Consider the following 26,431-nt stretch of genomic DNA (forward strand, 5'->3'; position numbering starts at 1 on the left):
CAAAACGAAGGGATGTGTCGGAGGTGTTCATTTGGAACACATGAAAAACTAATCATGTTTTTGGGGAGGGCGCAAGAGCTGTTCAGCACTGATAATCGAATTGGCGATCTCATCGATCGGCACGCGCCGGGCCATCGCCTGTTCGCGCATTTCACGATAGGCTTCATTCTCGCTGGTACCTCGATTGGCCATCAGAATGGCTTTTGCCCGGGCGAGCTTCTGGTCGCCCAGTACCTTGCGCTTGTATTTGCGCGCCTCCTTGACCAGCTTTTGGCGCTCCAGCCAGAGGCTGCGGGCGATGGCGAGATTGGTCAGCAGGCCGAAAGGTTTGATCGGTCTCTCGACAATGGCGAGCGCGCCGCTCTCCAGAACGATCTGCAACGTCGAGGGGTTTTCGTAACCGACGATGGCGAGCATGGTCGGAGCGGGATTGGGGAGACACTTCAGCAAGCGTTCGATTTCCGGCCGCGCCTCATCTTCCATGGCAAGAAAGACGACATCCGTGCCGTGCGGCAGCTCGGCAGGCACTGGCCAGAGGCAACTGACGGTGCAACCGATACGGCGCAGGTGATCGACAAGGAACTCTCCTTCGGATGTCCGGGGGTGGATGACCAGAACCTTGAGATCCCGCAGATCTCTGAGAAGGGCGAAAGACATCGTCGCTCCCTCTCAGACCTGAACACGATGGTGGAAATTCTGCGTCAAGTCCGGACGATATTCCCGCATGAACGGGTCCGGTGCCACCCGCAGCGACGGATCATAGACAATGTCATAGCCGCCATGCGCATTCACTCTTGCCACTCTTGGCCACAGATGGGTGTGGTTGGTCAGACGGTCTATCTTCACGGCGCCCTGCGGTGCATCGTACTCCACCTCATAGAGAGCCGGCAGAAGCTGCTCCAGCCCATCGTTGCCGGCGCGCTGCAAAGCTGCTGCGTAAAGATAGACCTGGAAATAGGCCGCCTCGGCCGGAGCGGTCGGCAGCATCTGCTTGCCATATCGCTTCTGGTAAGCCGAGACGAAAGCGTGAGCGCGGGGTGTATCCAGCGAGGCGAAAAAGGGTGCAGCGGTAATATGACCTTCGGCCACCTCCGGCCGCATGCGGATCACATCGGCCTCGCTTGTCGACTGACTGGCGATGGGCATCGTCGCCGCATCAAACCCCGCCTCCTTGAACGCCGTGTAGAACGGAATGATACCGTCGCCGACGATCGTCGAATAGATGACGTCCGGTTGTGCAGCTCCAATGTGACGGATGATCTTGGCGATGTCTTCGGTTTTGAGGTTCAACGGGACGTACATTTCGTCCAGAACCTGTCCGCCCACCTGAAGAAAGAGGTCACTGATCGTCCGGTTCGATTCATAAGGATAGACGTAGTTCGACCCCACTAGAAAAACGCGCTTTCCGTAATGTGTGGTCAGGAAATCGACCAATTGAACAGAATTTTGATTAGGTGCTGCACCCGTGTAGATGCAGTGTCTGGAATATTCGAAGCCTTCGTAAAGGGTCGGATAGAACAGCAATGCATCACGAGCCTCGATGACAGGCAAAGCGGCTTTTCGGGTACTGGACATATGGCAACCGAATACGACCCGGACCCGATCCTCATCGCAAAGCTTCATCGCAAGCTCTTTATAGAGATTGGGTGTCGATTGGGGATCGTAGGCGACTGGCTCTATTGCTCGGCCAAGCACGCCGCCGGCTGCATTGATTTCTTCTATTGCCAGCAAGGTCGCGAACCTCTGGGTTTTTTCCACGGCTCCGGTCACGCCTGTTTCGGAGAAAAGCACACCGACCCGCCAGCTTTCTGAATTCATCATCGCCACCTAAAAATAAAAAAGCTCCCGCCCGTTTCCGGTCGAGAGCTACCCTGCTCGTGGATTATCAGCGACCCATTAGAGCCCGCGAAAGGATGATGTCAGTTTCCGTGTGATCTGACAATAGCCGAACCTGTCGTAGGTATTGGCGTAGACGGCGCGATCATCATTCGATGAGCGCGTCTCTTAGGCGCCGTTCAGCGTCTCCTTGGCGAGGGGTTGGCAGCCGCCGTCCGTCGGCATGATCCCAAAGCCGTGTGGTGCACTGCCTCCAGTCTGATCACCATCGACTGTCGTAGACTATGACGGACGACTATACCGTCTTTGACGAGAACATGCATGCGGTCCCGATAATGATTGGTACCCCATATTGCGGTGCGGCTTTATAAAGCTTCGATCTGCAAGTCCTGACGATTGAGGCATGACCCTCCGCGCTGGCTACTTCTCATGCCAGCGCTCGGACATATGAAACACGCTGCAATCGTGGCGAACTTCTTGCTCGCTCCGGAAAGTTCTATAAGTTGCAGCCTGTCACTCCTGAAGTGGAGATTCTCATCCTGAATAACGTTAATGAGCCCGCAAATGCAGTCCCCGTAGCCAGTCTTCTCGATGTGACAGACTGGGCATCAGGACCGCTTGGCCCGAGATCAGAGTGGCCCGCCTGTCTGCACGCCGCTATCGGCATCATGCTTCCGTCGCAAGCGCAGATTGTGATGTTCTGGGGACAAGAGTTCGTTGCCTTATATAACGACATCTACGCGCCAACTATCGGCAACAAGCATCCACATGCCTTCGGCAGGCCGGCGCGTGAATACTGGAACGAACTCTGGGATGACCTCGAGCCGCTGCTGAAACGCGTTCTCGATAAGGGAGAGACGATCGCCGCGAAAGACAGGCCTTTTTATATCGAAAGACACGGTTACCCCGAGACGGTGTACTTCGATATTTCGTATTCTCCGGTCACGGATCAGGACGGCATCGTTAGGGGTGTGTTCTGCATCGTCAATGAAACGACCGAGCGGGTGAAGGCGGATGCCGCTCTGCGAGAGAGCGAAGAACGTCTAAGGGCCATCTTTGCGCAGTCAGCCGTAGGAATAGCTCTTGGCGACCTGACCGGAAAACTGATCAGCGTGAACGACCACTTCTGCCAGATTGTCGGGCGGCGGAGGGACGAGCTAATCGGCATCCAGATGCAAGACATCACGTTTGCCGAAGACCTGCCTGAAAACCAGCGCCTGTTCAAGCATATGGTCGAAACCGGAGAGAGCTTCGAGATCGAAAAGCGTTACGTCCGTGGTGATGGCAGTTTGGTGTGGGTTTTGAACTCGGTCTCTGCAATCCGGGATGATCAGGGAAACATGTCGCAAGCTGTTGCCATATCCGCTGATATCGGCGAGCGACGGCACGCCCAAGAGGTCGAAAGGCACCTCGCATCTATGATCGCTTCCTCCAATGACGCGATCTTGGGTATCGATCTCGACATGACCATTACAAGCTGGAATGCAGCTGCGGAAAAGCTTTATGGTTATTCGGAGGATGAGGTCGTTGGCCGGACTGTACTGATGCTGGTGCCGGATGATAGGCAAGAAGAGGAGCCGACAATCCTGAGACAGATCAAGGCGGGTCGTATCGTTGAGCCGTACGAAACGCAGCGTCTTCGCAAGGACGGCCGGCTTGTCGAAGTGCTTCTCAGTGTCTCCCCGATCCGTGATGTCAACGGAAGGGTTATCGGCGCTTCCAAGACGGCGCACGACATTACTGCCCGTAAGGATGCCGACCGGCTGAGATCCATTCTCGTGAATGAACTCCACCACCGCGTCAAGAACATCCTTGCGACAGTGACCGCAATCGCAAGACAGACGATCGGTCGCGACAAGGCAAATCACGAGGATATGGAAGCCTTCACTAGCAGGTTAGGGTCGCTCAGCAGAGCGCAAGACCTTTTGGTGCACGCCGATTGGCAGCACGCGGATTTAAGAGCCGTCTTGCAGCAGGCCCTGTCGCCCTATCCTGCCGAATCCTTTCAAATAAGCGGACCGGGCGTATCTTTGCCGCCACGAGCAGTTGTGTCGCTTTCCCTCGCGCTTCATGAACTGGCAACGAACGCAGCCAAATATGGTGCCCTGTCTGTGCCTGAAGGCCAAGTATCCATCTCGTGGCAACGCCAGGGGACCGATGGTGAACGCCTCCGGGTAGTCTGGGAGGAGCGAGGTGGTCCGGAGGTCATGTCACCCCAGCGAAAAGGCTTCGGTTCGACACTTGTCGAGCGGCTGCTATCGGCCGAATTGAACGGGGAGACAAAATTGTTCTACGAGAAGAACGGCGTGATCTGTGTCATTGAGGCGGAGATAAATCACGTATGATTCCTGGTGCACGAGCGACAGCAGACAAATTGAGTTCCAATTCGATGTTGGTCCCGGAATCCAGCTTCCCAAACAATCCGCCAGCCTCCATCCGGCGATAGGCTTCTGATGTGGCCGTAAGTGGGTATACCGCCCTAATTGGCAGCTTAAGCTCGCAACCACGCCTAACATCGTCTCCCCGACAAGCTTCATAGGCGCGCCGACAGGCGAGGCATTCGAGAGCGTCTCAGTCTGACAATTTTGAAGTGCTGAACGGTGCTGCGACGCCGGGATGGGTGTGTCGCTCCTGCCGAACTGGCTCTCTGGGCCCTCCGTCCACGCGGGGTGATCTCATACGCTTTTCGCCGGGCGAAGAGTGGAATGAAGGCCTCTCGGAACCCACCTTCCCCACGCACTTCAGGTGGCATTTACGAGATTCGGGACATTTGCCGAAGCGCTCAAAAATCATATCGGGTCTCCGCCGCGCTGGAGCTGAGAGAGGCAGTGACCGGAAAAGCTCCTCACACTACCGATTAAGCCAAAGCAGCGGCCGATAATTGCGAGTCACACGTTCGCATGGGTTCACAACCGCGAAATTAGACGAACCCGCTCGGCGGATGACGAGGTATTAAAACAGTTCGCCGCTCAGCCCATTGCGCCGGAGAGCAAATTCACAAGATTGGTTTTCTCAAAGTGCCCTCAATTTGGAATTTGCATCTTTGATTATCTATCAAAACTATAGAAATTAGAGGCAACAAGGATGAGGCGAACGATGAACGTACTTGGTATAAGCGGCAGCGTAAAACAACCGTCACGCACGGCGCGTGTTGTCTCGGACATCCTGGCCTCGATCGAAAGACGAGCAAGCGTCTCCGTGGATACGATCGATCTGGCTGTGGCAGCGCCGATCCTGTTCAGGGCTCTTCGCGCTGATCAACTGGATGAGGCTGGCCGCAGGATTATTGATGCCGTGGAAGTTGCCGATGTGCTTGTCGTCGGCTCGCCGGTCTACCGTGCATCCTACACCGGCGCGTTAAAACATCTTTTCGATCTCGTCGATTTCCGTGCACTTCAAGGCAAGCGCGTGGTCCTTGCGGCAACGGGCGGTACGCCGCTGCATGGCCTCATGCTGGAGCATCAGTTCCGGCCACTGTTCGGCTTCTTTGGCGCCGTTACCGTGCCAACGACAGTCTACGCCGTCGAGGCGGATTTCACCGGATACACGCTCTCGAACCCGGAGGTTGAGGCGCGCATCGAGCGCGCCGTCGCCGAATTGATCGATCTTCTACCGGCGAGAGATGTCGCTGCCGCAGATCACCATTCGGCCCTTCGCGTCGTTTCGAACGAGGCGGTCGCCAACTAACATCAGGAAAGAGGAGATTTCCATGACTGAACACCATGCCGAGCCCGTGAAATTCGCCTATTGGGTGCCGAATGTTTCCGGCGGCCTCGTCATCTCCAATATCGAGCAGCGTACCAGCTGGACCATCGATTACAACCGCAAGCTCGCGCAGATCGCTGAAGCGAGCGGCTTCGATTACGCGCTGAGCCAGATCCGCTTCACCGCCGGCTACGGCGCCGAATTCCAGCATGAATCCGTGTCCTTCAGTCACGCTCTTCTGGAATCGACGACGACGCTGAAGGTCATCGCCGCCATCCTGCCTGGTCCGTGGAATCCGGCGCTTGCCGCCAAACAGATTGCCACGATCAATCACCTCACCAACGGTCGGGTCGCGATCAACGTCGTCAGTGGCTGGTTCCGCGGCGAGTTCCACGCCATTGGTGAACCGTGGCTCGATCACGACGAGCGCTACCGCCGTTCGGAAGAGTTCATCCGGGCTCTGCGCGGCATCTGGACGGAAGAAAATTTTACCTTCCGCGGCGATTTCTATCGCTTCAACAATTATTCCCTTAAGCCAAAGCCGATCGATCCGCAGCCGGAAATCTTCCAGGGCGGTTCCTCGCGCGCGGCCCGCGATATGGCCGCCCGCGTTTCCGACTGGTACTTCACCAATGGCAATACCCCGGAGGAGATCGCCAAGCAGGTTGACGACATCCGTGCCAAGGCCAAGGAAAACAACCACTCTGTCAAGGTCGGCGTGAATGCCTTCGCCATCGTGCGCGAGACCGAGGAAGAGGCGAGGGCCGTGCTCGCCGAGATCATCGAGAAGGCCAATCCCGAAGCGGTCAATGCCTTTGGCCATGAGGTGAAGAACGCCGGCAAGTCTTCTCCCGAAGGTGAAGGCAACTGGGCGAAGTCCAGCTTCGAAGATCTCGTTCAGTACAACGACGGCTTCCGCTCCAACCTGATCGGTACGCCGCTTCAGGTGGCCGAGCGCATCGTCAACCTGAAGCGCGCGGGCGCCGATCTCATTCTGTTAGGCTTCCTGCATTTTCAGGAAGAAGTCGAATACTTCGGCAAGCATGTCATTCCGCTCGTACGCGCGCTGGAGCAGGCCGAAGTCGGCGCTGCAATCGCCGCCGAATAACTAGCAAACCGGAGAGGCAGCGGCCCTAAGCCGCTGCCCGCAACGCGGGGCCTGATAGCCTTCGCGGTTGGAAATCTGTGCCCTTTCGGGCGGAGCATGGACTGAACGATGTCGGCATCGAATTTTCTGCTTGCAAGTCTTGGCGCCGAGGTGGCGGTCCCCGCGGACATCCGCGAGTACGTCGCCCTCCACGGCGAGCGCGTCGAACATGATCGCCGCGCGCCGCACCAGGCTGAAGGGCTCGCGCTGGAACTTCGCGGTATCGACCTTTCGTTTGGAGGCATCGCCGCTCTACAGGATATCGACCTTGCCGTGCGGCATGGCGAAATCCGTGCCATCATCGGCCCTAACGGTGCCGGCAAGAGTTCGCTGATCAACGTCATTTCCGGCGTCTATCGGCCGGATCGGGGCTATGTCGCGATCGATGGCACAGCCTATCGACCCGTGCCGACGCAAAAGCTCGCCCGTCTCGGTGTGGCGCGAACGTTCCAGAATCTTGCACTGTTCAAGGGCCTTAGCGTTCTCGACAATGTTGCAGCCGGACGGGCTTACGTCAGCCGCGCAAATTTTCTGAGCCAGGTGGCCGGTCTGCCGCTCGCACGCCGCGAACAGGCCGATGCCCGCGAACGGGCAGGGCGCATCCTCGAGTTCCTGCACCTGACGCCCTATGTCGACCGGCTTGCCGGCACGTTGCCCTACGGCCTGCAAAAGCGGGTGGAGCTTGCGCGCGCGCTCGCCGCCGAACCGCGCATCCTGCTGCTCGACGAACCGATGGCCGGCATGACGGCAACCGAGAAGAACGAGCTTGCCGACTACGTGCGGCTCGCACGCGACGAATATGCGATCACCGTCGTGCTGATCGAACATGACGTTGGGGTGGTCATGGGGCTTTCGGACCGTATCGCTGTGCTCGATTACGGTCGCAAGATCGCCGACGGCACGCCGGCGGAGATCGCCAGCGACCAACGTGTCATCGACGCCTATCTCGGCGTTGCGCCGGAAAATGAAGATGGGGAGGGAATATGATGGCCGAGTTCGACTGGCTTTTCTTTACCGAGGTGCTGATCGGCGGGCTGCTCTCCGGGGTCATGTATTCGCTCGTCGCGATCGGTTTCGTGCTGATTTATAAGACATCGGGTGTTCTAAACTTTTCGCAGGGAGCGCTTCTCCTGTTCGCTGCGCTGACTTTCGTCAGCCTCGTCGAACGTGGCGTACCCTTTGCCCTCGCGTTTGCGATTACGTTTGCTATCATGGTGGTCATCGGTATTGCGATCGAACGTGTGGTGCTCCGGCCGCTCACCAATAAACCGCCGATCACGCTGTTTATGGCAACGCTCGGTCTTTCTTACATCATCGAGGGTGCGGCCCAGCTCCTCTGGGGGACGCAGGTTCACGGCCTTGATCTCGGCATCGAGGATATTCCCTTTGATGTCGGCGGCGTGTTCATCAGCCAGTTTGACATCTTTGCCGCGCTCGTCGCGGCCGGCATGGTGGCGGCTCTCTCGGCCTTTTTCCGTTATACCCGCATTGGCCTCGGTTTCCGTGCTGTCGCCGATGACCAGTTCGCGGCTCTGGCTGTCGGTCTGAGGTTGCCCTGGATATGGGCGAGCGTCTGGGCGGCGGCAGGTCTCGTTGCTCTGGTTGCGGGACTGCTCTGGGGCGCGCGCGTCGGCGTGCAGTTCTCGCTGTCGCTGGTGGTGCTGAAAGCGCTGCCGGTGCTGGTTCTCGGCGGCTTCGATTCCATTCTCGGTGCGATCATCGGTGGTCTGCTTGTCGGCGCGTCGGAAAAGCTCGCCGAGGTCTATATCGGCGAATATTTCGGCGGCGGCATCGAGGGCTGGTTTGCCTATGTCGTGGCGCTTGCCTTTCTGCTGATCCGTCCCTCCGGCCTGTTCGGTCAAAAGCTCGTGGAAAGGGTCTGAGATGTCCGCCATTGCAGCCGATCTTTCATTTCCTTTTTCCCTACCACGCCGTGCCGGAACGGTCGCGGTGCCTGCCATCGCCTATCTTGTCGTGCCGTTCGTCGGCACCAGTTATCTCTTCGAGGCAATCCTCCTGCCGTTCCTTGCCCTCAGCCTTGCCGGGGTCGGTCTCAATCTGCTCACCGGCTATGCGGGTCAGGTGTCGCTCGGTTCGGCCGCTTTCATGGCCGTTGGTGCCTTCGCGGCTTACAATTTCAACCTGCGGGTCGATGGGCTGCCGCTCATCGTTTCTATCGTGCTCGCCGGTCTTTCCGCGGCAATCATCGGCATCGTCTTCGGTCTGCCCAGCCTTCGCCTGCGTGGTTTCTATCTCGCCGTTTCGACCCTTGCCGCGCAGTTCTTCGTGCAATGGGCGTTGACGAAATTCAGCTGGTTCTCGAACGAATCCGCATCGGGCGTCATCGATGCGCCGACGCTGTCTCTGGCCGGGATTTCCTTCGAGGGACCGGTAGGGCGTTATCTCTTTGCGCTGACGATCGTCGCGGTCCTCACCTTCCTCGCCTACCGCCTGGTGTCGTCGCAGACCGGCCGTAACTTCATCGCGGTGCGCGACAACGAGACCGCCGCGCGCATCATCGGCGTCCCGGTGCTGCGCACGAAGCTGCTCGCCTTTGCGATCTCGTCCTTCATCATCGGCGTTGCCGGCGTGATCTGGGCCTTTGCCTATCTGCGCACGGTGGAGCCGGCTGGCTTTAATCTCGACCGTTCGTTCCAGATCCTGTTCATCGTCATCATCGGCGGGCTTGCCTCGATCCGCGGCGCCTTTTTCGGTGCGGCCCTGATCGTCGTCTTTCCGCTTGTCCTCTCCCGGCTCGGCTCTTTGTTATTGGGGGACGTGTTCGATTCCGGGGTGCTCGACATGACGCAGCGTATCGTTATCGGCGCCTTGATCATTTTATTTCTGATCCTCGAGCCCGACGGCCTCGTGTCGTTGTGGGATCGCTTGAGGTCACGCATTGCGGCCGCCGTCAGGCGGGCGCGAACCCCTCGAAGCCTGGCCCTGAAGGCTAAAGGGCTTCCAACAAGAAAAGCCTGACAGCCATTGAAGTCCTGAAACCAACGCGGATGGCAAAGCGCCAGCCGACAGACGGAGTGTGTCCAGATATGACCCTTTATACCAAGATCAAGGCAGCAGCCTTCGCCGCCGGCATCAGCCTTTCAGCCGTTGCCTTCCCGGCCGTGGCAGACGAACAGCACTTTCCCCTGCAGAGCTATCGCGTCGGCCCCTATGCGGCTGGCGGCACGGGCTTCTTCGGTGGTTTCATCGACTATCTCAACCTCATCAATATCAGGGACGGGGGCGTCAACGGCGTCAAGTTGACCTGGTCAGAGGCCGAAACCCAGTACGAGGTCGAACGCGGCGTCGAGGCCTATGAACGGCTGAAGAGCAATCACGGTATCGCAGCCTGGAACCCGCTCTCGGTTGGCATCGCCTATGCGATGATCGACCGCATCACGCAGGACAAGGTGCCGCTCATTACCATCAACCATGGCCGCACGGATTCGACCGACGGTCGCGTTTTTCCCTATGTTTTCCCGTTGTTGCTCAACCCCTATAGCGAGACCTCCGGTATCGTGAACTACATCGCCTCCAAGGAAGGCGGACTTGAGGGTCTGAAGGGCAAGAAGATTGTCGTTCTCTATCACGGCTCTCCCTACGGCAAGGAAACGATCCCGATCTACGACCTGCTGGCTAAGAAATATGGCTTCGATCTGCAGCAGATCGAAGTTCCACATCCGGGCAATGAGCAGCAGTCACAGTGGCTGACGATCCGCCGTGCCAAGCCAGATTACGTCGTGCTGCGCGGTTGGGGCGTCATGAACCCGGTGGCACTGAAGACGGCCGCAAAGACCGGCTTCCCGGTCGATCACATCATCGGCAATGTCTGGTCCAACTCGGAAGAGGACGTCATTCCCGCCGGCGCCGCGGCAAAGGGCTATACCGCCATAACCACCCAGGCATCGGGTGCCGAATATCCGATCGTCAAGGAGATCGTCAAGACGCTTTATGACCAAGGCAAGGGCAACCTCGAAGACAAGAGCCGCATCGGTTCCGTCTACCACAATCTCGGTATCGTCAATGGTATCCTGAATGTCGAGGCGGTGCGGATCGCCCAGGACAAATTCGGCAAGCGGACGCTTACCGGCGACGAGGTTCGTTGGGGCTTCGAGCATCTGCAACTGGATCCGGCCCGCGTCGAGGCTCTGGGCGCCAAGGATCTCTTCCACTCGATCAACGTCACCTGGGATAACCATGAAGGCAACGGCTACGTGACGTTCCAGCAGTGGGACGGCAAGAAGTGGAAAGTGGTTTCCGATTGGATCGCGCCGGATTGGGCCTTGCTGCGCCCGATCATCGAGAAGTCGTCCGAAGCCTATGCGGCTGAAAAGGGCATCAAGCTTCGCACCTCGGAAGACGCGGCTTCCGTGACGAATTGATGCTTGCGCGGCCGGGCAAGGGCTTTTCCTCCTGTCCGGCCACGACATCCGAAAAGCGCCAAGGAGATCGAGATGACCGAGGATAACAGGCTGCTCACGGTGGAGGGTCTCCATGCAACCTACAATCATGCCATCACCGCCTTGCATGGCGTCACGCTTTCGCTTGGGCGAGGGGAAATCCTCGCCATTCTCGGTGCGAACGGCGCGGGAAAGACCACGACGCTGAAGGCGGTTTCGAACCTTTTGCCAGCTGAACGAGGGCAGGTGGTCGCCGGCCATATCCTGTTCGACGACCGCGCTGTCACGCACGAAACCCCGGCACGCCTCGTCCGTCTCGGGCTCGTGCAGGTGCTCGAGGGCCGCCATTGTTTCAAGACGCTGACGGTCGAAGAGAACCTGGTGTCCGGCGGTCTCGGCCGTTCCGCCTCACGTGCCGAAATCGCGGTTGATCTTGAGAAAATTTATACGCACTTCCCGCGACTTAAGGAAAAACGCCGGGTTCTGTCCGGCCTCACGTCGGGCGGCGAGCAACAGATGACAGCAATCGGCAGGGCGCTTATGTCGCGACCCCGGCTGCTGGTGCTCGATGAGCCATCGATGGGGCTTGCGCCGCGTGTCGTGCAGGACATTTTCCGCACGCTGAAACACCTCAATCGCGAGGAAGGCCTGTCGATCCTCGTAGCCGAGCAGAATTCGGCGGTGGCGCTCAACTATGCGGACAGGGCCGTCATTCTGGAGAATGGCGTCAGCGTGCTTTCGGGCACGGCTGCCGAACTCAGGGCGCGGGATGATGTGAAGGCTTTTTATCTCGGCCAGAAACCAGCGGCATCTGCCGCCGCGCATATTCATTGAAAACCAGATCGAAGAGGAGACATGAAATGACCATTTCCAACGTCAATACAAAGGATGCCGTCGAGGGCGTTCCGGCCGTGCCGCGGCCAACCGAGCCCGCGCACATCATCAGGAGTGATGCCGAGGCGATCGAAGTCGCGAAGATTGTGGCCGCCGAAATCGCGCCGGGCGCTGCCCTTCGTGACCGCGACCGTATCTGGCCGGTGAAGGAACTTGATGCGTTTTCGCAAAGCGGCCTCTGGTCGATCAACGTACCGAAAAAATTCGGCGGTCCGGAGGTCTCCTATGCAACACTGGCCAAGGTGATCGAGATTGTCTCTGCGGCCGATTCCTCCATTGGCCAGATTGCGCAGAACCATCTCGGCGTCGTTGCGGCGATCCGCACGGTTTCCGACGAGGCCCAGCAAAAGTTGCTGTTCGCAGAGGTGCTGCGCGGTACGCGCTTCGGTAATGCCTTTTCCGAGTTCGGCTCCAAGCGGGCCGCGGATTTCGAGACGAAGTTCGTGGATGCCGGCGACCATGTGATCGTCAACGGACAGAAATTTTATTCCTCCGGCGCACTTCTCGCCCATCTCGTGCCGATCGTCGCGCTCGATGATGAAGGCCGTGCATGGTACGCTATCGCCGAGCGGGACGCACCCGGATTGACCGTCATCGACGACTGGTCGTCCTTTGGCCAGCGCACGACGCTATCCGGCACCGTGATCCTCAACAACGTCAAAGTGCCGAAGACCTATCTGGTTCCCGGCTACAAGGGTTATGCCGAGCCGACGGCGGATGGCGCGATCTTCCAGATCATCCAGGTCGCGGTCGATACGGGGATTGCGCGGGCAGCTATTGATGAAACCGTCTCTTTTGTCCGCACCAAGAGCCGTGCCTGGGTGGATAGCGGTGTCGATCATGCCTGGGATGATCCCTACACGATCCAGGCCGTCGGCGATCTGACGCTACGCCTGCATGCGGCTCAGGCGTTGCTTGAGAAAGCCGGTTATGCCATCGACCGCGCCATCCAGAACCCGAATGCTGAAACGGTCGCCGAGGCGCAGGTCGTTACGGCGGAGGCGAAAATCCTCGCGACCGAGATCGCGATTGCGGCCACCAACAAGCTTTTCGAGCTAGCTGGCACCCGCTCCACGCTTGCTGAGCATCATCTTGATCGCCATTGGCGCAATGCCCGTACCCACACCCTGCACGATCCGGTCCGGTGGAAGTATTCGATCCTCGGCAAGTATTTCCTCAATGGCGAGAAGCCACCTCTTCACGCCTGGAGCTGAGAAACTTTTGGAACCCGGGGCGCGCAAAGGCGCCCCGCCTCGCATTCTTTTAGCTACCTCGGCCAAACCAATGAAAGAGATTGAACAAATGGCGTGGAAGCCGCCTCGATCCAATTTTCAATCGAAACGCTTTAGGGCGAAGTGCTTTGCCGGGAACCGAAGAAAAATAGAACAGTAATCTTGAGAGGATGACCCAGAAGCCTTCCCTCGCGAAGCTGTACACCTCAGCAGAAGAAAAACGTGACATGCCGACCGGTTTCAATCTGCTTTCGGTTGATCCGTTCAAGGTATTTTGAACCGGGTGAACATTTGCGACATCGCAAGCGGCTATCACAATAACGAGCGATATCATGAGCAGGAAGCGGAAAGTGCCTATTGGCATCTCGCTTATTACCTTGTCATATAACCCATAGCTCTCCTAGGGGAGAACACAGAGGCAATGAGTTCTTTTGTTCCTATAGCGTCTGCCCGTGTAACCGTGGCCGTTGTTGGCGGCGGCTTTACAGGCGCTGCGATGGCAGTACATCTGGTTGCGGGCAAGGCAATTCCGGCTGATATGTCCGTCGTGGTCATCGAGCCCCGACCGGAACTGGGCCGTGGCTTGGCTTATAGCGCCACTGATCCAGCGCATCGGGTCAACGTCCCCGCAGGAAGAATGACGTTGTTTCCGGATATACCTGATGACTTCGAGAGTTATCTTAATGGTGTTTCCGGCGATGATGACACCGAGCTGATGGGTCACGATGGTTCGCCTTATCCGAAGCGGTCTGTCTTTGGCGACTACGTCTCTGCACGGATCCAACCGTTTTTAGATGACGGCCGTATCCGGCACTGGCGGACAAAAGCGATTTCCGTTTCACAAAGAGGGAGCCGTTACGAGATTATCGGGTCTGACGGGACGGCGCTTATTGCAGATATTGTCGTGCTGGCCGTCAGCCATCCTCCACCCCTTCTGCCTCGGGTGCTTCAACCATTTAAAGATGATCCAAAGCTGATTGCGGATGTCACCGTGGCCGATGCAATCGACGTTGTCGAGCGTGGAGACCATGTTCTCATCGTTGGAAACGGCTTGACATCTGCCGATGTGGTTGCCTCTCTCAAGAGGCGCGGACATGTCGGCCAGATAACGTCTATCTCTCGCAGAGGGTTGCGGTCTCGCGGCCATGGACCGGCAGAGCAGGGGCCTTTCGGCGATTTCCTGTCTGAGCCGTTCAACTCTGCAAGCAAGCTGCTTCATCACGTTCGCCACCTTCTGCGGGAAGCAGAACAACAAGGCATGACGTGGCATAGCGTCGTGGATGCGCTGAGGGGGCAGGGTAACGAAATATGGAAAAACCTGCCGGTCGTTGAGAGAAGGCGCATTGCACGGCACCTTCGACCCATCTGGGATGTGCATCGCTTTCGCATCGCGCCGCAGGTCGAGGCTGCTGTGGAGCAGGCGATCGCAAGCGGCCAAATGGATGTTCGGGCTGCCTCGCTCTCATCCGTGGTGCGGATTGATGCCGGCTACAGGGCGATGTTGCGACCCCGGCGCGGCGGCATTGCCCAAGTGCTTGATGTCCATGCGATCGTCGTCACCACTGGCCCGGCGCATGGCGGCATTCTTCAAAGCCAAGCCTTGCTTCGAGACCTTGAGGAGGCCGGTCTGTTGCAACCCTGCCCGACCGGACTTGGCATTTTGGTCGATGCCAAATCCAATCCCGTATCGGCTTCAGGCGTAAGCACCACTTCACTGTTTGTTGCCGGGCCGCTTGCGCGCGGAACCTTTGGAGAGCTGATGGGGTTGCCGCAGGTTACCGAGCACGCAATCTTCGTCGCGGAACAAATTCGCGGCTCGCTCGATGAGCACAGGATTTCGTATCCCCCGGCTCAGGTGGCCGAAACGCATCCAGAGAGCGATCGGACAACAGGCCTCCGGCAGTCTAAGTCGCAAACGATTGTTCCGTAGGTTTAACCGCGCCTGAAACCGCAGTCATCAAGTGCGATGTCCTTTATCCCGTTCGGGCTTCTCGCAGTGACGGCGCGATATTGCGTTGTACAGGGCTATCGTCTTGCGTCCATCTCGATTGTCGGCCCGGTTGATTATTCATTGTTGATTTTTGCCTGCCTGATCGGCTTTCTGTTTCTTGGCGAGCAACCGAGATTTTGTGTCGTGGCAGGATCTATAATTATCACCATAGGCGATATCACGGTTGCGATCGTCAAGTCGCGGCGCAGGGAACATGGAAGCACATCGCAGGCGTAAAGCGTGACCACAATCCGGCTGGCTCTGTATCGGGAAGCAGGGCTTTTGCCATGATGGGTTTGCAAGAGTCCGCTTCTAGATCCATCACGGAATGCTTGGAATGGCTGGTGTCGGTCGGATTCCGAAAGTCGTGAAAGCCTTCATACTGGCCGTTCACACCACGCGCATTTGTTCCTGGAATCTGTCGGTGGGGCCGATCTCCCACGGCCTGGCATTTCCCTGGATTGTAGGAGCAACAGAGACTGACTTCACGTTTTGAAATGAACAGTCACCGAAAATGAGTTCCAATTCTGCGCCAACACGGTCATGTCTTTGTGAAAGTTCGTAAGAGCCATTGCTCGACGACACACGAATTAAAGAGCTGACAGTATGGAAAATCCCGTTGCACTGAATCATCTTTCCGAGAACACGGTCTTCCGTAAGGGCGATGTTTTCGTACTCTTCGGCGAACTGTTCGGTCGCGGATACGCCACCGGCTTGCTTGACGAAGCCAGACGGGCTGGAATGGAGATTGTGGGGATCACCGTCGGGCGGCGCGACGAGAATAACGCACTGCGGCCGCTTAACGCCGAGGAACTGTCTTCGGCGGAGGCCCAGTTGGGCGGCAGGATCATCAACATACCTCTTATGGCAGGCTTCGATCTTGACGCGCCCGCAGGCGGCCCAACTCCCACCGATCTCCTGGCAAAGATGACGCTTGAGAGCTGGGAGCACGACAAGCTCGACTGGGACTATGTCGAGCAGTGCCGCGATATCGCCACTGCGCGTTTCACGGAGTCGCTTTCTAAGGTCATGACCGTCCTGGATGGAATGATCCCCGACGGCCGCAATGTATTCTTCGCTCACACAATGGCCGGCGGCATTCCGAAGGCGAAGGTATTCCTGGTCATCGCCAATCGAATCTACAAGGGAACTGGTACTCGCCACATGTCGTCGCAGACCCTGATCGACAGTGACCTGGGGAAACTCATTCTGCAGAATTTTGACGATGTCTCCGCGAACACCTTTCGCCATCTGATTGATTTCAGCGCAGCGATCCGCGAGCGCGTGGAAGCTTCGGGTGGTCAGGTGCGATATACGGCCTATGGTTATCATGGATCGGCGGTCCTCATTGACGGAAGCTATCGTTGGCAGACCTACACCAACTACACCCAGGGTTACGCGAAGATGCGGCTCGAAAGCATTGCAGAGGAAGCCTGGGCGAAAGGGATCAAGGCAACTGTCTATAACTGCCCCGAAATCCGGACCAATTCGTCCGATGTGTTCACGGGTATCGAGCTGCCCCTGATACCGCTGCTGCTTGCGTTGAAGAAGGAAAACGGGAGTGAATGGGCAGACGAACAGTGGCAAGCCTGCGAGCAGTTGCTGGTTGATGGCTTAACCATGAAAGACGTCTTCAGCAAGATCGCCACCATGCAGGCCAGCGATGTCATGCGCCCGTTCTATGACTTTTCGGCATGGCCGATGGCAAACAGTCAGGCACAGGCCGATCTGACCATCGGCACGTCAAACGAGATCACCCGGATGCATCGGGATGGCAAGGTGATGATCAGCGACCTCCTGAGCGGTCTTGTTGTGAAGGCTACCGGGCAGCTAATTTTTCGCGAATCCTCCAAACCCTCCGGTCCCGTTCTGTGGCTCAACCACGATATCGTGGCTCAGCGACTTAACGCTTCCCACCAGCATTCGAAGTCTCCCGCGTCGCTCGTCGCGCAGGGAATGGAACCCTCACAAATTGAGATGGCGTGAAGGCTTCCCAGCCTAGCTTGGAGGCAGTTCAAATACCGACCAAAGACATAGCCGCCTCATCATCGATGACCCCATGGCGCAGGTGAACCGGCGCGTCTGTTTTATCGCGCCAGATTCATGGCGTGGCTGCCGGATGGCGCAGCTATATGCTCCACCAGTCGGTCGATGATTTCCGCATAGGTGATCCGCTCACAGCCATCGCCTTGGGATACATGCTAATGTCGACGGTCGTCATGAGAACCACAGCTTATACGAATGTTTTAGGAAACCACAGTGGCTGAGATGTCCACGCAGCAAAAGGCGATAGGGGGTCGGCCATCACTTCCGATTGAACGTTCTGGCCAGAACAGGAAATCGGATAACCTTCAAGGCGGGTATCATGAGCTGTCAAAAAGGTTTCAGCAAAAACCGTTCAGTTTAAGGATTCTATACGCCTCGATCGAGGCGCGAAGTGCGTCCTCTGAATTGCGATCGCCGTCGTTGGCGTCGGGATGGTGCATTTTGAGCCTCTCCTTATAGCGGCTCCTGATTTCGCTGGATGTCGCGTCTGGCGAAAGGCCAAGCGTGTCGAAAGCCTTGGCTTCAAGCACCTTCAGTTTTCTCTGCTGGGCACCGGCCTTTGCCTGTCCCGACCTGTCGGCCCTGCGCGCATTCAGCGTCTTTGCCGAGCCCGAACGAACCGAAGACGGTAGCGGAGTTTCGGTTGCTTCACTCACCCGGGTTCCCCAAGTCGGGCGAGCGCCGCTTGTCGCCTCCTTCTGGTAACGGGCGACGTTGGGATTGGGTGGGGCCGTGGTGAAGCTGTATCCCTTGTTATAGGCCGTCACATGCTCAAGACAGAACATGAGATAAAGACCTTCTGCACCCGCGCCCACGGGCGCGCGGTGAACGCCGGTCTTTTCACACCCGTCCCATTGGCATTTTGGACCTGTGGATTCGCTGGCCGAAGGCGATCTTTTGCGAGCGGACCGAAGGCCTACGAATATTTTCGAATCATGCGTCATTGTAACTGTATGGACGCAGAGGACCGCTTGGGCAACTGCGGTGGTCTTTTGAAATGCCATTCGTGGATCGTCTCTGCGGAATCCAGTCCCGCAGCTCAGGATCACGACAGCTTTCCTGTCAACGTGGCCGTAGGCTGAGACACTCCGGGAGGGCGGTTTTGGCCATGGGAGGCAGGATCGCGTAACAGGCGCCGAGAATTGAACCAGGTTGCATTCCGGTCGCGCCCGAGGGATGCAACCAATGGACGTAAATTGCGATTTTGAAAACTAAACGTTGACGTGGCGACCGCAGTTCCGTATAGATGCGGCATCGATCTTTTGCTTGCCGAGCTTTGTCTACCGCGCGATTGGCACCGCGCTTTAAGCGAACTTCCCTCTCAAAAATAGTCGGTTTTCCTCTGCGTGGCATCAGCTTCGCGGTTCCTCAATCTATGCTTTGAAAGGGTTCATCATGACCACTGGCACAGTAAAATGGTTTAATTCCACCAAGGGCTTCGGCTTCATTCAGCCTGACAACGGCGGCGTTGACGCTTTCGTTCACATCTCGGCTGTCGAGCGCGCCGGAATGCGCGAACTCGTGGAAGGCCAGAAGATCGGCTTCGATCTCGAGCGCGACATGAAGTCGGGCAAGATGTCGGCCTGCAATCTGCAGTCCGCATAATCGGTATCTGCTTCCCTTTGACCACGGATGTACTGGCACTGCCGGAAGCACGTTATCATTTAAGGCCAGGCGGTTTGCCTGGCCTTTTTGTTTCGACTCCAAGCCTCTGAGGACCTATGACAGAGAGATACAGTAAATCCCGCCAACAGGCAGAGATTGCCTTCAGCAATCTGCAGACAGAGTTCTTTTCCAAGAACAGCGCTGTGGAAGAGCTTGAATCGGCAACGCAGGTCAGGGATGCAAAGACTTTAAGACTTCGAGCGGCGCGTCTTTCCAAAGAGCACGCCGAGCGGACATCGGCGACGAATGCCTTGCTTGCCAAACGTGCAAAGAAGGGCTGATCAGTCCCGTCTGCTGTCGTGGCTTCAGGCCTTATCGAAGAGCGTGGCGCAAAATGCGACACTCATTCCAACGCAGGAGATTTCATGGCATCGGATACAAACGAACTGCAGACGATCAACACCGCTTGGCAGATCGCGATCCAGGAGATCCTGCGCATGGTCGTCCGCGACATGTATCATGCCGGCGGGGAGGCAGCCTTCAGCGGCCACATCAAGCGGATCGAAGAAGCGGCCGTTGACAGCATCTACACGGACTTGAGGCTTCGTGACACCGACGAATGGACGGAAACACTGGTCAAGGAACGAGCCAGCAATTTCGTAACGTCCCTTCTGACGTCCTTTACATATGACCGGGCCTGATTGCACCACGCAATCACTGCGATCATTGTTTTCCTGGTAAAGAGGACGATGCCGCTCATTGGCGAACCCGTGTCGCTGAAATTAGCTTTGCAGATAAACCTCCTACCTCCAAAAAAAGGAAAGAAGGCCTCTAAAAAATCCAGGGGCTACTCTCCACCTTCTGACCCACGGGCTCTATCTCCACACTGAATGGACGCTTACAATCGTGCCCGCTCCGGGGCAGCGTTTGCCTGTGATAGTGGAACGAATCTCCCGGTTCCAGCGTCTTCTCGTATAGGAAACCAGAGCGTTTACCGTAATTCAGAGGTAGCCATGGAGGATGCATGACAGATAATTCAGGTGCAAAAGCAAAGACCGGGGTAGAGGGCCTCGATGACATTCTCTCCGGCGGCCTCTCCCGGCGTCATGTCTTTCTGCTTGAAGGGGCTCCCGGCTCCGGCAAGACGACGATTGCGTTGCAGTTTCTTTTGGAGGGAGCCAACATTGGCGAGCGCTGCCTCTACATCACGCTTTCGGAAACGGAGGAGGAACTGCGCGACAGTGCTTTCTCGCACGGGAAGGACATAGGCGATCAGGTCGAGATTTTTGAGCTCGTTCCGCCGGAAAGTCTTCTGGATGCAGACCAGCAACAAAGTCTCCTGTATTCTTCCGACCTGGAACTCGGGGAGACGACAAAGCTGATCTTCGAAGCCTTTGAACGGGTAAAGCCCCATCGTGTGGTGATCGACAGTCTCTCGGAGATCCGGCTGCTGGCGCAGAGTTCGCTTCGCTATCGCCGCCAGATACTGGCACTGAAGCACTTCTTCTCGCGCTCCGATGCAACAGTTCTACTTCTCGATGACATGACCTCGGACGCAATGGACAAGACGGTCCACAGCGTGGTGCACGGCGTAATCCACCTTGAGCAGCTGGCTCCAGACTACGGGTCGGAGCGTCGGCGGCTTCGGGTTCTGAAATATCGAGGGCAGGCGTTTCGTGGTGGTTATCATGACTTCACCATAAAGACTGGTGGCGTCGAAGTCTTCCCGCGACTCCGCGCACTTGAACACAGGGTGGCGTTTGAGCGGACTCTCGTGGCGAGCGGCATCAGTGAGTTTGACGATCTCCTGGGAGGCGGCGTTGCCCGCGGCTCCAGCACGCTTCTGATCGGCCCCGCCGGCACCGGCAAGAGCCTGTTTGCGCTACAGTTTGTCGAGGCCGCCGTCAGTCGCGGCGAGCGGGCGGCAATCTTCGTCTTCGATGAGGAATTGGGACTACTATTTGACCGCACAAAGGAGATGGGGCTTGATCTGGAGGCCATGCGCAACAAGAACCTGCTCCATATCGAGCAGCTGGATGCGGCCGAACTGTCACCTGGCGAGTTCTCCCAGCGCGTAAGGGACAAGGTCGCCAGCTTCGACGCCAAGACAGTCGTGATAGACAGCATAAACGGCTATCAGGCTGCGATGCCGGAGGAGAACGCACTTATCCTTCACATGCACGAGCTGTTGCAATATTTGAACCGGCAGGGTGCCAACACCTTTATCACTGTCGCGCAGCACGGCCTGGTCGGCGACATGAAATCCCCGGTGGACGTGACGTATCTTGCCGATACAGTCATCCTGCTGCGCTACTTCGAAGCGGAGGCCCGAGTTCGCCGGGCGATCTCGGTCATCAAGAAGCGTACTGGACGACATGAAGATACCATTCGCGAATATAAAATTGGAGCCAATGGGTTGACGCTCGGCGAACCGCTCTCCGCGTTCCAGGGAATCCTGCGTGGTGTTCCTATCTTCGTGGGAGACCGACAGCCCCTTTTGCAAACACTTGACGAGGATGGCAGCCATTCCTGAGCGCGATATATTTGGCCTTATCCACACTCCTATCGGTCGCGACGCGCCGATTGCGGCAGCTTTGCTGCAAGAAGCCGGCCTGCGTGCAAACATTGTCGCGACGTTGGACGCCCTGGTGGCGGACTTGAACGAGAATGTCGCTTTCGCCGTGATGACGGAAGAGGCTTTGCGGTCGGTTGATCTGCGCCCGCTTGTCTCGTGGATCGAGACGCAGCCGAGTTGGTCCGACCTTCCCATCATCATTCTGACCGCGCGCGGCGGTGGCCCCGAGCGCAACCCGGCCGCCGCCCGTCTGTCGGAAGTTCTCGGCAATGTCAGTTTCGTCGAGCGGCCCTTCCATCCGACAACTTTTATCAGCGTCGCTCGTTCCGCAATGCGCGCGCGACGCCGACAATACGAGGCGAGTGCCCGTATGGAGGCACTGGACGAAGGGGAACGCCGTCTTCAGACAGCGCTCGAGGCCGGCCGCCTCGGTGCTTGGGAACTCGATCTTTCCACAAATGTCCTGACGACCTCGGCGACCTGCAGGGGGATATTTGGTCGTTCGCCGAACGACGGTTTCACCTATGAGGACCTGTTGCAGGCCATTCACCCGGATGACGCTGCACGGATGAAGGATGCGTTGCGAAACACGATCGAAACGGGAGCTGACTATTCCATTACCTATCGGATTGTCTGGCCTGACGGCTCTATTCATGGCGCGGAAATCCGTGCACAACTGCACCGCGACCGTACGGGACGGCCCATCAGGCTGGTCGGCGTTTCGGCCGACATAACTGAGCGTATGCAAGCGGAAGAACAGCAGCGCCATCTCAACGAAACTCTTGAGGAACGCGTTGCGGAGCGGACACGTGAGCTGGAAGAGGCGCACAGTCTCGTGCTGGCCGAGGTCAGTCAGCGGGAACGGGCCGAGGAGCAGCTTCGTCACGCCCAGAAGATGGAGGCGATCGGCCAGCTCACTGGTGGGGTTGCCCACGACTTCAACAATCTCCTGATGGCTGTTCTTGGCAACCTTGAACTGCTCCGCAAACATCTGACAGGCGATGCGAAGGCAACTCGACTGATTGATGGAGCCCTCCAGGGCGCGCAGCGAGGCGCCTCGCTCACCCAGCGGCTTCTTGCCTTCGCGCGTCGGCAGGACCTTCAGGTGGGCCCGGTTGACCTTGCCGGTCTCGTGACCAATATGCAGGACCTTCTGCAACGGTCCGTGGGATCGAGGATTGCCATAGAAGTGGTCGCTCCTGAGCGCCTCCCGGCCGTATCGGCCGATGCCAACCAGGTGGAGCTCGCCCTCTTGAACCTTGCCGTTAATGCCCGTGACGCGATGCCGGACGGCGGAACGATCAAGATCGGGCTAAAGGAAGCGGTACAGCCGACGGTATCGGATCTCCTCGCACCCGGACGTTATGTCGTGCTGTCGGTGATTGACCAAGGCCAGGGCATGGATGCGGCAACGCTGCAAAAAGCGATCGAGCCGTTCTTTTCCACGAAGGAACTCGGCAAGGGCACGGGTCTTGGGCTATCCATGGTTCATGGTCTTGCGTTGCAGCTGAACGGCCAATTGAAGCTGGCAAGCGCCGTGGGCGAGGGGACGACGGCGGACCTCTGGATTCCGGTATCGACATCGCAGAGTCTGGAAAAAGAGCAGGATGTCGCCGTAGCCGATGCCCGGGATGATGCTGGTCCCAAGCGAATCCTTCTCGTGGACGACGACGCACTGATTGCGATGAGTTCGGCTGACATGCTGACTGACCTCGGCCACGAGGTTGTGGAAGCCCATTCCGGCAAGGAGGCGCTCTCCTTGATTGACGGCGGCGCCACTTTCGACCTGGTAATCACTGACTATTCCATGCCGGGCATGACGGGCGCGGAACTGGCGAAAGCAGTCAGGGACCGCCTGCCGAGCCTGCCTATCGTGCTGGCCTCAGGCTATGTCGACTTTCCGTCGGGCTTGGAACTTGAGGTGGCCAGACTGTCAAAGCCATATTCCCAGGACGAGCTGGCCCTCATGCTCAGCAAGATTTCATAGCACGTTGGCATCGTCCGCCAAACGCAAGCCGGCAGTTTTGCTGATCGGTTCATTCACGCATCAGGTGGGTGAGTGAAAACCTCATTATTCGCTGCTACGTCCTGTGACCAAGTGCAAGTTCGGTCAGGAGCGCAGGAAAAACCACGAAGATATTGCGCTGCCGTTTGAGGACGAGACTGTCTTCCACCACGAAACCCCATACTTGGTCGAACATGATAGAGTGCTGAAAATTCCAACGCCCTCAAGACCTTGGACCCGCAGATGTAACTCAACTTGCTACCTTTCGGAGCGATTTCTCAATTTCTCCGCCGCAATAAGCGTTGCCATATTCTTCGAAACTTTTACTGTTCAGAGCAGCCAGCGGAGCTGTAGCTACCACTCTCCTGGAGAGACCCCAGATTATGGGTGAGGTGTCCTCGATGATGCCCTTAATGGCCGGGAATCGGTCAGCTACAGTTGTCCAAAGGATTGCTGTCACTATATCTGCAACCCCGATCTTTTCCGTCCCCAGCATAAAGCCCGAAGCAGCGCTCAAGCCGTTCCGTGCTCCGGTATCCGCGAAAATACGGATCCATTTTTGAATACGCGGGACGAACTCCTGCCACTTTTCACGCGTCCACATCTCGCGCCCGCCGTTGAGGGTTAACTCATCGAGGACGTCATTGGCGTCATTGACGATCTTGGCACTGAGCGTGCGACCCTCAACAGTTGTCGGCAGGATATCCAGCCGCTCACCGAGGTAGATGGCGATCGCCGGCATCTGAGAGATCGCGAAATTGCGCTCGCGGTCAATCAGAACCGGTGGCCCCATGAAGGCAACCGGCTGCTTTTCCGCCCCGCAATCCATAAGACCTTCAATCGCATCGACATCGTGTTCATCCCAGGAGCACCCACAATGGGCCAGAATTCCGCGGATGAGCTGGCCTCGAAACGGAACTGGCCAGTAATAAAGGTCGAAGGTGTTCATGCCGTCCTCCATTGGTCAATCTCCCGAGGTCGCCGTCTTTCCGCGGTCGGAGCGTTCACTCCCCCATAACGGCTCCCTCACGCCTTGGATCGGCGCTACCTGCCAAACCTTGCGCAGTGATCTCGATTGCATGCAAACCGGAATTCAACTCACCCGGTTTCACCTCGTAACCGAGCGCCTTCAGCGGCTCGACCAGATCTTCCGCGCTAGTGCCGGCCTCGATGTCGTAGGTGCCGAAGCGGTTGATGAGGTGCGGCTGGGCGACGATCGCCTCAACCGGCATACCCCAGTCAATATAGGCGATCAGCGCCTGCGCCACGTAGCCGATGATCTGGCTGCCGCCGGGCGAACCAATGGCGAGTAGCGGCTTGCCATCCTTCATCACGATAGTCGGCGCCATGGAGGAGCGCGGCCGTTTGCCAGGCTCGACGCGGTTGGCGATCGGCAGGCCGCCGTCATGTGTCTTGAAGGAAAAGTCCGTCAACTCGTTATTGAGCAGGAAGCCGTTCGTCATCAGACGCGAGCCGAAGCCGCTTTCGATCGTCGTCGTCATCGAGACCACGTTGCCCTCCTTGTCGACAATGACAAAATGGCTGGTAGAGGGCAATTCGAGTGCGGCATCCCGGCCGAAAAGCAGCGCGTGGTCCCATTCCGGTTCGCCGGCCTTGACGGCATCCTTGGCCAGCGCCCTGTCGCCGTCGAGCAGTTTTGCCCTCTCGCCGAGATAGGTCTTGTCCAGCAGGCCCTTGATCGGTAGCGGCACAAAATCGGTGTCAGCGACATAACGCTCGCGGTCGACGAAGGCGAGACGCTGCGCATCGCCGATAAGGCGCCAGCTTTCGACGTTTTCCGGCCCCAGGGACTTGAGATCAAAATTCTCCGCCATGCCGAGCATCTGGCCGATGGCTATGCCGCCCGACGATGGCGGCCCCATGCCGCAAACGTCAAGAGCACGATAGATGAAGCAGACCGGCTCGCGCTCGATGACGCGATAGTTGGAAAGATCGGAGAGCGACAGCACGCCGGGATTGTCGGTCGCCTCGCGCACGGTCTTGACGACCGCCTCGGCAATTCTCCCCTTGTAAAAGGCATCGGCGCCGCTTTTGGCAAGCGTTGCAAGCGTCTCGGCATAGGCCGGGTTCTTCAATAGGGCACCGGTCTGCAGGGCGGCCCCGGAGGTGTCAAAGAAATAGGACCGGGCCTCTGGATATTTTTTCAACCGGTCGCCCTCGGACGCGATGAGGGAGGCAAGGCGCGGCGACACTTTGAAACCCTCGGTCGCCAGCGTTTCCGCCGGCTTCAGCAGGCTTGCCCAATCCGCCTTTCCATAACGTTTATGGGCCTCCTCCAGAAGTCGCACCGTTCCGGGCGCGCCAACGGAACGGCCGCCGACCACGGCGTCCATGAATTTAAGCGGCTGACCTTTGTCATCCAGGAAGAGCTTTGGCGTGGCGTCCATCGGCGCCGTCTCCCGGCCGTCCAACGTCGTCAGCTTGCCGCTTTTTGCGTGATAGTAGACGAGGAAGGCACCGCCGCCGAGACCGGAACTCTGCGGTTCAACGAGGCCGAGCACGGTCTGCACCGCCACCATCGCATCGATGGCGTTACCGCCCGCGGCGATCACGTCGCGCCCCGCCTCGGCCGCTAGCGGATTGGCCGCTGCGACCATGAAGCTCCGGGACTCGACACGTCTGGCAGTCGCAACAGCAGTCGCTTTTTCGGGTGCCACCGTGTCAGACGCCTGCTGGGCTGAGGCGATCGCGGTGGAAAGCATTAAGGCGAGAAAAGCCTCACTGAGAAATCTCATTTTCATTAGCCTTATCCTCCAAAGCGGCACGACCCGTTAATGCGAGAAGGGTATCCAACCGGGCCAGCAGGCAGGTCGCCCCCCGATGAGTGAGGCGCGGATGACCTTACGAACTCTTCCTTCGCTCCCGCAAAGGCCTGGCCTTCGCCTGTATTTCGGTCCAGTGCGCGATAAGCGTTTAATCTCTTCTATTATCTTGCCGCTTTGTTTCAATGACAACCGGCGTTGATGAATTTGCTT

General features: G+C 57.8%; 21 protein-coding genes. 16 read left to right on the forward strand and 5 right to left on the reverse strand.

All coding sequences use genetic code 11. From position 1 onward, the window contains the following. Positions 1-48 precede the first annotated feature (48 nt). The gene (locus tag GSF67_RS23595; protein ID WP_006313570.1) at positions 49-657 is read right to left on the reverse strand and encodes an ANTAR domain-containing response regulator; all 609 of its coding nucleotides are present in this window, start codon (positions 655-657) and stop codon (positions 49-51) included. A gap of 12 nt (positions 658-669) precedes the next feature. Next, the gene (locus GSF67_RS23600; protein ID WP_010974748.1) at positions 670-1,821 is read right to left on the reverse strand and encodes a transporter substrate-binding domain-containing protein; all 1,152 of its coding nucleotides are present in this window, start codon (positions 1,819-1,821) and stop codon (positions 670-672) included. Between the two features lie 518 nt (positions 1,822-2,339). Between GSF67_RS23600 and GSF67_RS23605 the strand changes: the two genes are divergently transcribed. From GSF67_RS23605 to GSF67_RS23655, 11 genes are all read left to right on the forward strand, one after another. After that, entirely contained in the window at positions 2,340-4,181 is a 1,842-nt protein-coding gene (locus GSF67_RS23605) for a PAS domain-containing sensor histidine kinase (RefSeq protein ID WP_006313572.1), read from the forward strand. Between the two features lie 751 nt (positions 4,182-4,932). After that, positions 4,933-5,523 (forward strand): FMN reductase, encoded by a 591-nt coding sequence (gene msuE / locus GSF67_RS23610; RefSeq protein ID WP_006313573.1) that lies wholly within the window; start codon positions 4,933-4,935, stop codon positions 5,521-5,523. A 22-nt stretch (positions 5,524-5,545) separates the two neighbouring features. Further along, complete coding sequence (sfnG, locus tag GSF67_RS23615) at positions 5,546-6,649, forward strand: dimethylsulfone monooxygenase SfnG (protein ID WP_006313574.1); 1,104 nt, start codon at positions 5,546-5,548, stop codon at positions 6,647-6,649. A gap of 108 nt (positions 6,650-6,757) precedes the next feature. Continuing rightward, a complete protein-coding gene (locus GSF67_RS23620; RefSeq protein WP_006313575.1) occupies positions 6,758-7,675 on the forward strand; it encodes an ABC transporter ATP-binding protein in 918 nt (305 codons plus the stop codon). Beyond that, entirely contained in the window at positions 7,675-8,571 is an 897-nt protein-coding gene (locus GSF67_RS23625; RefSeq protein WP_035215694.1) for a branched-chain amino acid ABC transporter permease, read from the forward strand. The genes GSF67_RS23620 and GSF67_RS23625 overlap by 1 nt, the downstream gene beginning before the upstream one ends. Before the next feature lies 1 nt (position 8,572). Continuing rightward, entirely contained in the window at positions 8,573-9,667 is a 1,095-nt protein-coding gene (locus tag GSF67_RS23630) for a branched-chain amino acid ABC transporter permease (RefSeq protein ID WP_006313577.1), read from the forward strand. A 68-nt stretch (positions 9,668-9,735) separates the two neighbouring features. After that, complete coding sequence (locus tag GSF67_RS23635; RefSeq protein ID WP_006313578.1) at positions 9,736-11,070, forward strand: ABC transporter substrate-binding protein; 1,335 nt, start codon at positions 9,736-9,738, stop codon at positions 11,068-11,070. Between the two features lie 72 nt (positions 11,071-11,142). Next, entirely contained in the window at positions 11,143-11,922 is a 780-nt protein-coding gene (locus tag GSF67_RS23640) for an ABC transporter ATP-binding protein (protein ID WP_006313579.1), read from the forward strand. A gap of 26 nt (positions 11,923-11,948) precedes the next feature. Then, the gene (locus tag GSF67_RS23645) at positions 11,949-13,196 is read left to right on the forward strand and encodes an SfnB family sulfur acquisition oxidoreductase (RefSeq protein ID WP_006313580.1); all 1,248 of its coding nucleotides are present in this window, start codon (positions 11,949-11,951) and stop codon (positions 13,194-13,196) included. Between the two features lie 439 nt (positions 13,197-13,635). Then, complete coding sequence (locus GSF67_RS23650) at positions 13,636-15,144, forward strand: FAD/NAD(P)-binding protein (RefSeq protein ID WP_006313583.1); 1,509 nt, start codon at positions 13,636-13,638, stop codon at positions 15,142-15,144. Positions 15,145-15,810: 666 nt separating this feature from the next. Further along, positions 15,811-17,190, forward strand: coding sequence for a hypothetical protein (locus GSF67_RS23655; protein WP_006313585.1), 1,380 nt, complete (start codon positions 15,811-15,813; stop codon positions 17,188-17,190). Positions 17,191-17,588: 398 nt separating this feature from the next. Here the strand turns inward: GSF67_RS23655 and GSF67_RS23660 are convergent, their stop codons facing one another. Further along, on the reverse strand, positions 17,589-18,194 hold the full coding sequence (locus GSF67_RS23660; RefSeq protein ID WP_035215700.1) for a J domain-containing protein: 606 nt from the start codon (positions 18,192-18,194) through the stop codon (positions 17,589-17,591). A 451-nt stretch (positions 18,195-18,645) separates the two neighbouring features. Between GSF67_RS23660 and GSF67_RS23665 the strand changes: the two genes are divergently transcribed. The 5 genes from GSF67_RS23665 (at position 18,646) to GSF67_RS23685 (ending at position 23,417) form a co-directional block, all read left to right on the forward strand. Then, on the forward strand, positions 18,646-18,855 hold the full coding sequence (locus GSF67_RS23665) for a cold-shock protein (protein WP_006313588.1): 210 nt from the start codon (positions 18,646-18,648) through the stop codon (positions 18,853-18,855). A gap of 116 nt (positions 18,856-18,971) precedes the next feature. Next, positions 18,972-19,196, forward strand: a complete 225-nt coding sequence (locus tag GSF67_RS23670; RefSeq protein ID WP_006313589.1) for a hypothetical protein — start codon at positions 18,972-18,974, stop codon at positions 19,194-19,196. A gap of 84 nt (positions 19,197-19,280) precedes the next feature. After that, the gene (locus GSF67_RS23675) at positions 19,281-19,556 is read left to right on the forward strand and encodes a hypothetical protein (protein WP_006313590.1); all 276 of its coding nucleotides are present in this window, start codon (positions 19,281-19,283) and stop codon (positions 19,554-19,556) included. 323 nt (positions 19,557-19,879) lie between these two features. After that, positions 19,880-21,388, forward strand: coding sequence for an ATPase domain-containing protein (locus GSF67_RS23680; protein ID WP_006313592.1), 1,509 nt, complete (start codon positions 19,880-19,882; stop codon positions 21,386-21,388). After that, positions 21,372-23,417 (forward strand): response regulator, encoded by a 2,046-nt coding sequence (locus GSF67_RS23685; RefSeq protein ID WP_006313593.1) that lies wholly within the window; start codon positions 21,372-21,374, stop codon positions 23,415-23,417. Before GSF67_RS23680 ends, GSF67_RS23685 begins: the two co-directional genes overlap by 17 nt. A gap of 268 nt (positions 23,418-23,685) precedes the next feature. Here the strand turns inward: GSF67_RS23685 and gst are convergent, their stop codons facing one another. Further along, a complete protein-coding gene (gene gst, locus GSF67_RS23690) occupies positions 23,686-24,384 on the reverse strand; it encodes a glutathione S-transferase (protein ID WP_035215703.1) in 699 nt (232 codons plus the stop codon). A gap of 55 nt (positions 24,385-24,439) precedes the next feature. Beyond that, positions 24,440-26,197, reverse strand: coding sequence for a gamma-glutamyltransferase (ggt, locus tag GSF67_RS23695; RefSeq protein WP_006313596.1), 1,758 nt, complete (start codon positions 26,195-26,197; stop codon positions 24,440-24,442). Positions 26,198-26,431: the final 234 nt, after the last annotated feature.

This window comes from Agrobacterium sp. CGMCC 11546 (assembly GCF_013365515.1).
Lineage (GTDB): Bacteria > Pseudomonadota > Alphaproteobacteria > Rhizobiales > Rhizobiaceae > Agrobacterium > Agrobacterium fabrum.

Coding starts and splice junctions, on each gene's coding strand:
- GSF67_RS23640 (WP_006313579.1), top strand. CDS start 11,143: ATGACCGAGGATAACAGGCTGCTCACGGTGGAGGGTCTCCATGCAACC.
- msuE (WP_006313573.1), top strand. CDS start 4,933: ATGAACGTACTTGGTATAAGCGGCAGCGTAAAACAACCGTCACGCACG.
- GSF67_RS23675 (WP_006313590.1), top strand. CDS start 19,281: ATGGCATCGGATACAAACGAACTGCAGACGATCAACACCGCTTGGCAG.
- GSF67_RS23635 (WP_006313578.1), top strand. CDS start 9,736: ATGACCCTTTATACCAAGATCAAGGCAGCAGCCTTCGCCGCCGGCATC.
- GSF67_RS23625 (WP_035215694.1), top strand. CDS start 7,675: ATGGCCGAGTTCGACTGGCTTTTCTTTACCGAGGTGCTGATCGGCGGG.
- GSF67_RS23595 (WP_006313570.1), bottom strand. CDS start 657: ATGTCTTTCGCCCTTCTCAGAGATCTGCGGGATCTCAAGGTTCTGGTC.
- GSF67_RS23650 (WP_006313583.1), top strand. CDS start 13,636: ATGAGTTCTTTTGTTCCTATAGCGTCTGCCCGTGTAACCGTGGCCGTT.
- GSF67_RS23645 (WP_006313580.1), top strand. CDS start 11,949: ATGACCATTTCCAACGTCAATACAAAGGATGCCGTCGAGGGCGTTCCG.
- GSF67_RS23670 (WP_006313589.1), top strand. CDS start 18,972: ATGACAGAGAGATACAGTAAATCCCGCCAACAGGCAGAGATTGCCTTC.
- gst (WP_035215703.1), bottom strand. CDS start 24,384: ATGAACACCTTCGACCTTTATTACTGGCCAGTTCCGTTTCGAGGCCAG.
- GSF67_RS23630 (WP_006313577.1), top strand. CDS start 8,573: ATGTCCGCCATTGCAGCCGATCTTTCATTTCCTTTTTCCCTACCACGC.
- GSF67_RS23680 (WP_006313592.1), top strand. CDS start 19,880: ATGACAGATAATTCAGGTGCAAAAGCAAAGACCGGGGTAGAGGGCCTC.
- ggt (WP_006313596.1), bottom strand. CDS start 26,197: ATGAAAATGAGATTTCTCAGTGAGGCTTTTCTCGCCTTAATGCTTTCC.
- GSF67_RS23655 (WP_006313585.1), top strand. CDS start 15,811: ATGGAAAATCCCGTTGCACTGAATCATCTTTCCGAGAACACGGTCTTC.
- GSF67_RS23660 (WP_035215700.1), bottom strand. CDS start 18,194: ATGACGCATGATTCGAAAATATTCGTAGGCCTTCGGTCCGCTCGCAAA.
- GSF67_RS23600 (WP_010974748.1), bottom strand. CDS start 1,821: ATGATGAATTCAGAAAGCTGGCGGGTCGGTGTGCTTTTCTCCGAAACA.
- sfnG (WP_006313574.1), top strand. CDS start 5,546: ATGACTGAACACCATGCCGAGCCCGTGAAATTCGCCTATTGGGTGCCG.
- GSF67_RS23620 (WP_006313575.1), top strand. CDS start 6,758: ATGTCGGCATCGAATTTTCTGCTTGCAAGTCTTGGCGCCGAGGTGGCG.
- GSF67_RS23665 (WP_006313588.1), top strand. CDS start 18,646: ATGACCACTGGCACAGTAAAATGGTTTAATTCCACCAAGGGCTTCGGC.
- GSF67_RS23685 (WP_006313593.1), top strand. CDS start 21,372: ATGGCAGCCATTCCTGAGCGCGATATATTTGGCCTTATCCACACTCCT.